Raw genomic sequence first — 9,955 nt, 5'->3', positions numbered from 1 at the left:
GTCCGGGGCCGAGCCGTGCACCGGCTCGAACATGGACGGCGCGGTGCGGTCGGTCCGAGCCACCGCCCGCCCCGGCCGTCATCCCCCTGTCGATCACCCGACATCCACTTCAGTCCGGGTGACCGCTGTGGTCGGAGCGACGCCGGTGCCCACGAGGTGCACGGTCGTGGAAAACTACAGGGGTCACCCGGTGAAAGGCCCCCGATCATGACCACTTCCAGCACCTCTCCGTCCGCAGCGAGCGCTACGCCGAGCACCGGCGGGTCGGACATCCTCCCCGCCGAGCTCGAGGACCTCGTCGCCCTGTTCGACGTGCGCGCCACGGACTCGCCCACCCCGGACGCCGAGCGCGAGGCCGCGCTGCGGTCCCCGAAGTTCGGCACCGTGTTCACGGACCACATGGCGCGCGTCAGCTGGCGCCAGGGCGACGGGTGGCTCGACCGCCGCGTCGAGAAGTACGGGCCGCTGCAGATCGACCCCGCGACCGCCGTCCTGCACTACGCGCAGGAGATCTTCGAGGGGATGAAGGCGTACCGGCACGCGGACGGCTCCGTCTGGACCTTCCGCCCGGACGCCAACGCGGCCCGGTTCGCGCGCTCGGCGCATCGCATGGCGCTGCCCGCGCTGTCGGTGGACGACTTCATCGGCTCGATCGCGGCGCTGGTGCGCACGGACATCGACTGGGTGCCGTCCGGCGAGGACTTCAGCCTCTACCTGCGGCCCTTCACGTTCGCGTCGGAGGCGTTCCTCGGGGTGCGTCCCACGAACGAGGCCGAGTACCTGGTCATCGCCTCGCCCGTCGGCCCGTACTTCGCGGGTGGCGTCAAGCCGGTGTCGATCTGGATCGACGAGCACTACCACCGCTCCGGGCCCGGCGGGACGGGCGACGCGAAGTACGGCGGCAACTACGCGGCGAGCCTCCTGCCGCAGCGGCTCGCCGGGGAGAAGGGCTTCGACCAGGTCTGCTACCTCGACGCCGTGACGAACACGTCGCTCGAGGAGCTGGGTGGCATGAACGTCTTCGTCGTCATGGCCGACGGCTCGGTGCACACCCCGGAGCTCACCGGGACCTTCCTCGAGGGCGTCACGCGCTCGTCCATCCTGCAGCTCGCCACGGACCGCGGGCACCAGGCCGTGGAGCGGCGCATCCCGCTCGCCGAGGTCGTCGCCGGCCTCCGGGACGGCACCGTGCGGGAGATCTTCGCCTGCGGCACGGCGGCGGTCATCACCCCCGTCGGCCGCCTCGCGGGCGACGAGTTCGACCTGCAGGTCTCGGGCGGCGAGCCGGGCGAGCTCACCATGGCGATCCGCGAGGAGCTCACCGACATCCAGTACGGTCGGGCCGCGGACCGGCACGGCTGGATGCGCCGGCTCGCCTGATCAGACAGGGAGGTCCCCCGCGCGATGCCCACCACCCCGATCACGGCGGACGCGCTCAACCGGACCACGCTCGCGCGCCAGCAGCTGCTCACCCGCTCCGGCGACGACGTCCCCGCCGTCGTCGGGCGGGTGGGCGGCCTGCAGGCGCAGCACGCCGACATGCCGTACATCGCGCTGTGGGCGCGACGCTCCGGGCAGACGATCGGGGGGCTCGAGGAGGCCCTGACCGACGGCGAGGTCGTGAAGGCGACCGTCATGCGGTCCACGCTGCACGTGGTGCCCAGCGCGGACTGGCCGCTGCTCGACGCCGTCTCCGCGGAGCAACGGCTGGCGGCGTGGCGCGCGAGCGCCCGGCGGGCGGGCGTCGACCTCGTGGGCCTCAACGCCGCCGTGCGCGCGTTCTGCGCCGAGCCCCGCACGCTGGACGAGGTGGAGGCGTTCGCTGCCGAGCAGTACCCCGGGGTCGACGCCGTCGCGGCGATCCCGGGCGGCGTGAGCCGCGCGTGGTGGCGGCTCGCGAGCGCGGGCGGCGGGCTCGTGCACGTGCCGCCGAGCGGGCTGTGGGGCTCCCACGTCGCGGCGCGCTACCAGGACGGCGCGCGCTGGCTCGCCGACCGCGTGCCGCACCCGCTGCCCGGGACCGCCCCGGACGAGGCGCGGGCCCGCGCCGTCGAGAAGTACCTGCGGGCCTTCGGGCCGGCGTCCGCCCGCGACGTCGCCCGCGGTGTCGGCATCCGCGGCGTCGGGGCGCTGAAGCGGGCGCTCGCGCTCCTCGAGCTGCGGGCGTACGCCGCGCCCGACGGCCGCGAGCTGGTCGACCTGGCCGACGCCGACGTCGTGCCCGGGGACGTGCCCGCGCCGGTGCGGCTCCTGCCGCGCTGGGACCAGCTGCTCGTGGCGCTGGACGAGCGGTCACGGATCGTCGACCCCGAGCACGCGGGGCTCGTCTACCGGCGGAACGCGGACGTGCTCCCCACCCTCTGGGTGGACGGCCGGGTGGCCGGCACGTGGACCCTGGACGTCGACGCCCGCCGGGCGACCGTGCACCTCGAGCCGTTCACCGGAGACGCGTGGGCGCACCACCGGGCCGAGGTGGAGGCGGAGGCCGCCTCGCTGCTCGATCTCGCCGCGGCCGACGCCCCGGAGCGCGAGGTCACCTGGGCGGCTGAGGCTGCACGAGAGTCCGGCCGAGCACGCCGTTGAGCATCGCCGAGACGGCGACGCCCATGACGATCCACACGAGCGCGGTCACGAGCGCCGAGGCCGCGTCGCCGGGGCCCGTGAACGCGAGGGCGGCGAGGATCACGGTGACCAGCGCGACCAGCCAGCCGAAGAACATCCGCGGCCGTGGCACGACGCGCACGAGCGCCTGGAGCACCACGGCCGCGAGCAGGGCGAACAGGGCACCGGTCAGCGCCCACGCCAGCCCGGGGGCGCCGGGCACCAGGCGGGACGGGCCGAGCAGCCCGACGTCGAACGCGCTGTCGAAGACCACCGACGCCGCAAGCCCCAGGACGGCGCAGACCACGACGGTCACGGCGGCGCCGGACCAGTAGCGGCCGCGGTCCAGCGCGAGCAGCCCGCGCGACGTCGCCGCCGGCGCGTCCCAGGCGTCCGCGGGCTCCGCCGTGGGCACCACGGACGGGGGCGGCGTGATCCCGCCCGGGGTCATGCCGGGCGTCCACGCCGTCGGGTCGCCCGGGTTCGTCGGGCCGCCTGGGGGCCGCGTGTCGGTCATCGGTCCTGCCTCCTGACCTCGGTGACGGTGACAGCCGACCACACCCCGGGTCCGGTCGCACGGGCGGGACGTCCCGTGCCACGCCGTGGACGGCCTGTCCGGCCTGCGCGCGGGTGTGGCACCATGTGGCCCATGACACGCCTCGCGCACCAGCGTCGCTCGCTCATCATTCGGTAGCGCGTCCGGCACACCCGCCGGACGCGCAGACCTTCCGTACCCCGGGGGGTCTTTTTTGTTGACCAGAACGCCCGGAGCTTCTCGACGTGGGGAGTCCCGCATGACCGCCACCCCGTTCCACGTGTACGACACCACCCTGCGCGACGGCGCGCAGCAGGAGGGCATGAACCTCTCCGTGGCGGACAAGCTGGCCATCGCGCCGCTGCTGGACGAGCTGGGGGTCGGCTTCATCGAGGGCGGCTGGCCGGGCGCCGTGCCCAAGGACACCGAGTTCTTCCGCCGGGCGGCGAAGGAGCTGGAGCTGAGGAACGCCGTGCTCGCGGCGTTCGGAGCCACCCGCAAGGCGGGCACCCGCGCGTGGGATGACCCGCAGGTGCGGGCCCTGCTCGACTCCGAGGCGCCGGTCGTGACGCTGGTGGCCAAGTCGGACGTGCGGCACGTGGAGCGCGCGCTGCGCACCACCCCCGACGAGGGCCTCGCGATGATCGCGGACACGGTGGCGTTCCTCGTGGGCGAGGGCCGACGCGTCGTGGTGGACGCCGAGCACTTCTTCGACGGCTACCGGTTCGACCCGGTGTGGTCCCGGTCGGCGGCGGAGGCGGCGTTCGAGGCGGGAGCCGAGGTGGTCACGCTGTGCGACACGAACGGCGGCATGCTTCCCCACTGGGTGACCGACGTCGTGACCGAGGTGCGCGAGTCCCTGGGGCTGCCGCACGGGCGCGACGCCGTCGCGGGGGACCGGCTGCTCGGCATGCACGCCCACAACGACTCGGGCTGCGCGGTCGCGAACACGCTCGCGGCGGTGGCCGCCGGCGCGTGGCACGTGCAGGGCACCGTGAACGGCTACGGCGAGCGCACGGGCAACGTGGACCTCGTCACCGTCGTCGCGAACCTCGAGCTCAAGCACGGCCTGCGCACCCTCGCCGGCGAGGGGCTCGAGGACGCGACCCGCATCGCGCACGCGGTCGCCGAGATCACCAACATCTCCCCGTACGCGCGCCAGCCCTACGTGGGGGCGAGCGCCTTCGCCCACAAGGCGGGCCTGCACGCGAGCGCGATCAAGGTCGACCCGGACCTGTACCAGCACATCGACCCCACCGCCGTGGGCAACGACATGCGCATGCTGGTGTCCGACATGGCCGGGCGCGCGTCGATCGAGCTCAAGGGTCGCGAGCTGGGCTACGACCTCAGCGGCCAGGCCGAGCTGCTCACCCGCGTCACGACGCGGGTCAAGGACGCCGAGGCGCAGGGCTACACCTTCGACGCCGCCGACGCGTCGTTCGAGCTGCTGCTGCGCGAGGAGCTCACCGGCACCCGGCAGACGTACTTCCGCGTCGAGAGCTGGCGGACCATCGTCGAGACCGTCGCCGGCGGGCCCGGGCACGACGCGTCGAGCCGGGAGGCCGACGCGGTCGCCGAGGCGACGGTGAAGCTGCACGCGGGCGGCGAGCGCGTGGTCGCGACCGGCGAGGGCAACGGCCCCGTGAACGCGCTCGACCAGGCGCTGCGCAGCGCGCTGACGCGCGTGTACCCGCAGATGGAGAAGTTCGAGCTCATCGACTTCAAGGTGCGCATCCTCGACGCGCAGCAGGGCACCGACGCCACGACGCGCGTGCTGGTCGAGACCACGGACGGGCAGCACTCGTGGTCGACGGTGGGCGTGGGCCCGAACGTCATCGAGGCCGCGTGGGAGTCGCTCATCGACGCGTACGTGTACGGCCTCGTGCACGGGGGCGTCGAACCGCGCTGAGCCGGGCTACCGCGGCGGGCGGCCGTTCGTCAGGCGGTGCGGCCGGACGGCCTCGTACGTCGCCTTGAGGGCGGCGGTGGTCCGGTCGTAGCGGCGCTGCGCCACGCGCACGAAGAGGAAGTCGACGACGGCGAGCTGGGCGATGCGGCTCGACATGGCGCCCGAGCGGAACTGGGTCTCGCGCGCCGTCGTCGCGAGGACGACGTCGGCGAGCTCCGCCAGGGGTGAGGCCGGGAAGTTCGTGACGGCCACGGTGGTGGCGCCCGCGTCGCGTGCCAGCGTGAGCGCCTGCACGGTCTCCACGGTGGTGCCCGTGTGCGAGACCGCGACGGCGACGCAGCCCTCGCCCAGCAGCGCCGCGGACTGGAGCTGGCCGTGCAGGTCCACGGGCGCGAAGCAGGCGATGCCGATGCGGGTGAGCTTCTGGCCGAGGTCCTGCGCCGTGAGGCCGCTCGACCCGGCGCCGTAGACGTCCACGCGGGGTGCGGAGGCCACGGCCTCGACGGCGTGCTCCAGGGCGTCGAGGTCGAGCATGCGCGCCGTCTCCTCGATCGTCCGTGCCTCGTGGAAGGCGATCTTGGATACGACGTCGGTGGCGGTGTCGGTCCGGTTGATCTCGCCCTCGGCGATGCCGGAGCGCTCCAGCTCGACGGCGCGACGGCTCGTGGCCTGCGCGAGGTCGATGCGGAACTCGGGGTAGCCGGCATAGCCGACGGCGCGGCAGAACCGGACGACCGTCGCCTGCGACGTCCCCGCGCGGGCGGCGAGCTCGGTGATGGTGGCGCCGACGACGCCGGGGGGGTCGTCGAGCACGACCGCGGCGATCCGCGCCTCCGCGGGGCGCAGCGTGGGCAGCGCCTGGCGGAGCCGGACGAGGACGTCACCGTTCATGCGCGGATCTCCTTCCCGGCGGACGCCGGAGACGGGTGGGTGGTGGCCCGGACCGTGAGCCAGGTGTCGTGCGGTTCCACGAGCTCGCCGTCGCGGGGGTCGACGAGGGAGCGGGCGAGGCGCAGCGCGCCGTCGAGGGGGCTCCCGTCGGCGGGGACGAGCCGCACGTCGGGACGCAGGGCGGACAGGCGGGCCTTGAGGGGCGTGGTCACGGGGGCGCCGATCTGCAGGACGCCGCCCGTGACCGCCGCGAGCGGCGGGATCCCGGGGCGCAGCGCGGCGGCGAGGCTCTCCGCGAGGTGGGTCCCGGCGTCGTGCAGGATGCCGCTCGCGACGAGGTCGCCCGCGGCGGCGGCGTCGGCGACGGCCGGCGTGAAGGACGCGAGGACGTGCGCGCGGTCGGGCCGCCCGTACAGCGCGGCGGGCCAGCCGTCGACCGGGCCGAAGCGCTCGAGCGCGGCGGCGAGCAGCGTGGGGGAGGCGGGCCCGGGGCGCTCGTCGTGGGTGGCGACGGCGGCTCGCAGGCCGTGCGCGCCGATCCACGACCCGGAGCCGAGGTCGCCGAGCAGGTGGCCCCAGCCGTCCGCGCGGTGCCACCGGCGCCGCAGGTCGGTGGCGAGGACGATGGCGCCCGTGCCGACCGCGGCGACGGCGCCGGGTCGTCCGCCGAGGGCGCCGAGGTGCGCGGCGAGCGCGTCCGCGGCGACCGCCGTGGCGGGGGCGCCCGCGGCCTGCAGCACCTCGTGCAGCGCGCCGGGGTCGGGGACGAGCGACGGGAGGCCGGTGACCGACACGGCCGCCGCGGCGACGCGCAGTCCCGGCTGCCGTACGGCGAGGGCGTCCACCAGCTCGGCGACGACGTCGGCCGCGTCGCTCCCGGAGGCGGTGATGCGGACCGGGCGGCCGGTGAGCGTGATCGGGGCGCCTCCGGGGTCGGCAGCGCCGTCGGTGCCGCGCGCGGGCACGGCGACGAGGCGGGCGCCGCTGCCGCCGACGTCCACGGCGACGACGTGCTCGGGCACGAGGGAGACGTCCGGGCCGGTCACGGGACCCAGTGTGGCAGCGATTTTCTCAGGTTGGGCACCTCACAAAAAGAATCTCGCCCACGAGGCGTCCCGGCCCCGCTACCGTGGAGACGTGCATGGTGAGTACAAGGTTCCCGGTGGCAAGCTCGTGACGGTCGACCTCGACGTGCGCGACGGGTTGCTCGCCGACGTCAGGCTCAGCGGCGACTTCTTCCTCGAGCCGGACGACGCCCTCGAGGTCATCGACTCCGCCCTCGCCGGGCTGCCGCGCGAGACGTCGACGAGCGAGCTCGCGCGCGCCGTCGACGACGGGCTGCGCATCGCCGAGCAGGACGGTCGCGTGACCGGCAGCGTGACGATGGTGGGCTTCGACGCCTGGGCCGTCGCGGTCGCGGTCCGCCGCGCGCTGGGGCTGGCCACGACGTGGGACGACCACACCTTCGAGGTGCTGCGCCCCGGCCCCCTGCCCCCCGCGACGCTCGCCGCCCTGGACCAGGTGCTCACCGAGGAGCTGGCCGAGGGCCGCCGCGGGCCCACGCTGCGGTTCTGGGACTGGAACGAGCGCGCCGTCTTCATCGGGTCGTTCCAGTCGCTGCGCAACGAGGTGGACCCGGCGGGCGTGCGCGAGCACGACGTCACGGTGGTGCGCCGTATCTCCGGCGGTGGCGCCATGTTCATGGAGGCCGGCAACTGCGTGACGTTCTCGCTGGTCGTGCCGGCGTCGCTCGTCGACGGCCTGTCGTTCGAGCAGTCGTACGCATTCCTCGACTCGTGGGTGCTGGGCGCGCTGCACGACGTCGGCGTCGAGGCGTACTTCTCCGGCATGAACGACGTCGCGTCGCCCGCGGGAAAGCTGGCGGGCTCGGCGCAGAAGCGCCTCGCCGGCGGCGCCGTCCTGCACCACATGACGATGGCGTACGACATCGACAACGCGAAGATGCTCGAGGTGCTGCGCATCGGCCGCGAGAAGCTCTCCGACAAGGGCACCACCAGCGCCAACAAGAGGGTGGACCCGCTGCGCTCGCAGACCGGCATGTCGCGCGACGAGATCGTCGACGCGTTCGAGGCGCACTTCAAGGCCCACCACCGGACCGTGGACTCCGCGCTGCGTCCCGACGAGCTGGACCGCGCCGAGGAGCTGGTCCGGACGAAGTTCGCCGACCCGGCCTGGATCAACCGCGTGCCCTGAGCACCACCACCGCCGCCGCCCCCGCACCGACCGCGACGCGCCGAGAGGTCACCGTCCTGTCACGAATTGGTGCGGGGGCTTTCGTTATCCCCGCTCGGTCAGTTATCTTCCTCGGGAAGCGATGCCCCGGAACTTCCTTTCAGGCCGGGGCGGCGCTCGCGATCACCACGGCGATCAGCATGACAAGCGAGACGACGACGTCACGCCGGACGACGAGGACGTCGGCAGGACATGACCGCGAGAACGGCGCGCGACCGCGACAACGGCGGCGCCGCGCACCACGGAGGGCGGCCCAGCGGCCGCCGGGGGAGGACGACGATGCGTCGAGACATGTGGACCCGCAGGAACGTGGGGGCCGTGGCCACCGCGGCGCTGGTGGCGCTCGGCGTCGCCGCGTGCGGCAGCGGCGGCTCCGGCGACGGGGGCGGGGACGGGACGGTCGACGGCGAGGGCAAGACCCTCGACGTCTGGATCATGCAGGGCACGAACCCCAGCGCCGACGCCTTCTTCGACGAGGTCGGGAAGGCCTTCACGGACGAGACGGGCGCGGAGCTGAACGTCGAGTTCGTCGAGTGGGCGGACGCCCACGACCGGTTCGTCACGTCGATCGCGGGCCAGACCACGCCCGACGTCGCGGAGACCGGCACCACCTGGACGCCGGAGTTCGCCGACGCCGGAGCGCTCGCGCCGCTCGACGACTACGTGGCGGAGGCCGGCCTGGGCGACGACCTGGTGGACGGCCTCGTCGAGGCGGGCACCTACGACGGGCAGCTGTACGGCATGCCCTGGTACGCCGGCGTCCGCTCGCTCGTGTACAACACGGAGATCTTCGAGGAGGCCGGCGTCGAGCCGCCCACGACCTGGGCGGAGATCGAGTCGGCGGCCAAGGCCATCAAGGAGAAGTTCCCGAAGAAGACCGCGATCGCGGTGCCGGGCGACGCCGAGTTCACGGTGTACCCGTGGGTGTGGGGCGCCGGCGGCGAGGTCGCGACGCTCGACGGCGACACCTGGACGTCCGGGCTCGACAGCCCCGAGGCGCAGGAGGGCCTGAGCTTCTGGACCGGGCTCGCCGCGGACGGCTACTCGTCGGCGGGCGCCACCACCTGGCGTGAGACCGACGTGCTCGACGCGTTCGCCCAGGGCGACGTCGGCATGGCGATCATGGGCTCCTGGACGCCGGGCGCCATCGTCGAGGCGAACAAGGACATGGACGGCAAGTTCGCCGCCGTCCCGATCCCGGGCAAGGACGGCGGGATGTCGCCGTCGGTCCTCGGCGGCTCGCACCTGTCCGTGTTCGAGACGGCGGAGGACAAGGACCTGGCGTTCGCGTTCGTGGAGCTCATGACGACCGGTGAGTTCGCCACGAAGTGGGGCGAGCAGGCCGGCTACTTCCCGGGGCAGAAGTCGCTCCTGGACGAGACGCTGAAGAGCACCGACCCGCTCGTGGCCCCGTTCGCGCAGCAGTTCGTCGAGGGTGGCGCGTCCGTGCCGGTCTCGCCGAACTTCGGGGCCGTGCAGGCCAAGCTCACGACCAGCACGATGATGCAGTCGATCCTCTCCGGGAGCGAGGACGTGCCGACCGCCAGCACGAAGGCGGCCGACGAGATGACGTCGCTGCTCAACGGTGGCAGCTGACGCATGACGAGCACCCTCCCCGTCGCGGTCCCCGCCGGACCCGGGCAGCAGGGCGCGGACATTTCACGCCCGGTGGGGCGGCCAGCATATCGCCGGGTCCGGATCCGGAATTCCCGCATTCGCGCTCGAATTCGTTCTCTTACGCGCACGAGGAACGCGTTTTCGGATCG

General features: G+C 73.9%; 8 protein-coding genes. 5 read left to right on the top strand and 3 right to left on the bottom strand.

The features are described from left to right. Positions 1-207 precede the first annotated feature (207 nt). Both ACFWEK_RS14055 and ACFWEK_RS14050 read left to right on the top strand, forming a co-directional pair. Entirely contained in the window at positions 208-1,380 is a 1,173-nt protein-coding gene (locus tag ACFWEK_RS14055; RefSeq protein WP_430545857.1) for a branched-chain amino acid aminotransferase, read from the top strand. Between the two features lie 24 nt (positions 1,381-1,404). Further along, positions 1,405-2,583 (top strand): winged helix DNA-binding domain-containing protein, encoded by a 1,179-nt coding sequence (locus ACFWEK_RS14050; protein ID WP_430554452.1) that lies wholly within the window; start codon positions 1,405-1,407, stop codon positions 2,581-2,583. Here ACFWEK_RS14050 and ACFWEK_RS14045 read toward each other — a convergent pair. After that, positions 2,534-3,118, bottom strand: a complete 585-nt coding sequence (locus tag ACFWEK_RS14045; protein ID WP_430554451.1) for a hypothetical protein — start codon at positions 3,116-3,118, stop codon at positions 2,534-2,536. The two genes, ACFWEK_RS14050 and ACFWEK_RS14045, sit on opposite strands and share 50 nt — an antisense overlap. A 277-nt stretch (positions 3,119-3,395) precedes the next feature. Here ACFWEK_RS14045 and cimA point away from each other — a divergent pair, with 277 nt between their 5' ends. Continuing rightward, positions 3,396-5,045, top strand: coding sequence for a citramalate synthase (gene cimA, locus ACFWEK_RS14040; RefSeq protein ID WP_430554450.1), 1,650 nt, complete (start codon positions 3,396-3,398; stop codon positions 5,043-5,045). A gap of 6 nt (positions 5,046-5,051) precedes the next feature. Here cimA and ACFWEK_RS14035 read toward each other — a convergent pair whose 3' ends face one another. Then, positions 5,052-5,936, bottom strand: coding sequence for a MurR/RpiR family transcriptional regulator (locus ACFWEK_RS14035; protein ID WP_429763844.1), 885 nt, complete (start codon positions 5,934-5,936; stop codon positions 5,052-5,054). Further along, positions 5,933-6,982, bottom strand: coding sequence for a BadF/BadG/BcrA/BcrD ATPase family protein (locus ACFWEK_RS14030; protein ID WP_430554449.1), 1,050 nt, complete (start codon positions 6,980-6,982; stop codon positions 5,933-5,935). Before ACFWEK_RS14030 ends, ACFWEK_RS14035 begins: the two co-directional genes overlap by 4 nt. A 91-nt stretch (positions 6,983-7,073) precedes the next feature. Here ACFWEK_RS14030 and ACFWEK_RS14025 point away from each other — a divergent pair, with 91 nt between their 5' ends. Together ACFWEK_RS14025 and ACFWEK_RS14020 are read left to right on the top strand one after the other, a co-directional pair. Then, on the top strand, positions 7,074-8,150 hold the full coding sequence (locus ACFWEK_RS14025; RefSeq protein WP_430554448.1) for a lipoate--protein ligase family protein: 1,077 nt from the start codon (positions 7,074-7,076) through the stop codon (positions 8,148-8,150). A 330-nt stretch (positions 8,151-8,480) separates the two neighbouring features. Next, positions 8,481-9,785 (top strand): sugar ABC transporter substrate-binding protein, encoded by a 1,305-nt coding sequence (locus ACFWEK_RS14020; protein ID WP_430554447.1) that lies wholly within the window; start codon positions 8,481-8,483, stop codon positions 9,783-9,785. The last annotated feature ends 170 nt before the right edge of the window (positions 9,786-9,955 follow it).

The organism is Isoptericola sp. NPDC060257, assembly GCF_042726645.1.
In the GTDB taxonomy this organism is placed as follows: Bacteria; Actinomycetota; Actinomycetes; order Actinomycetales; family Cellulomonadaceae; genus Isoptericola; species Isoptericola nanjingensis.
Note: the sequence above shows the minus strand (reverse complement) of the source record. Positions and strands in the feature narration are given on the sequence as shown.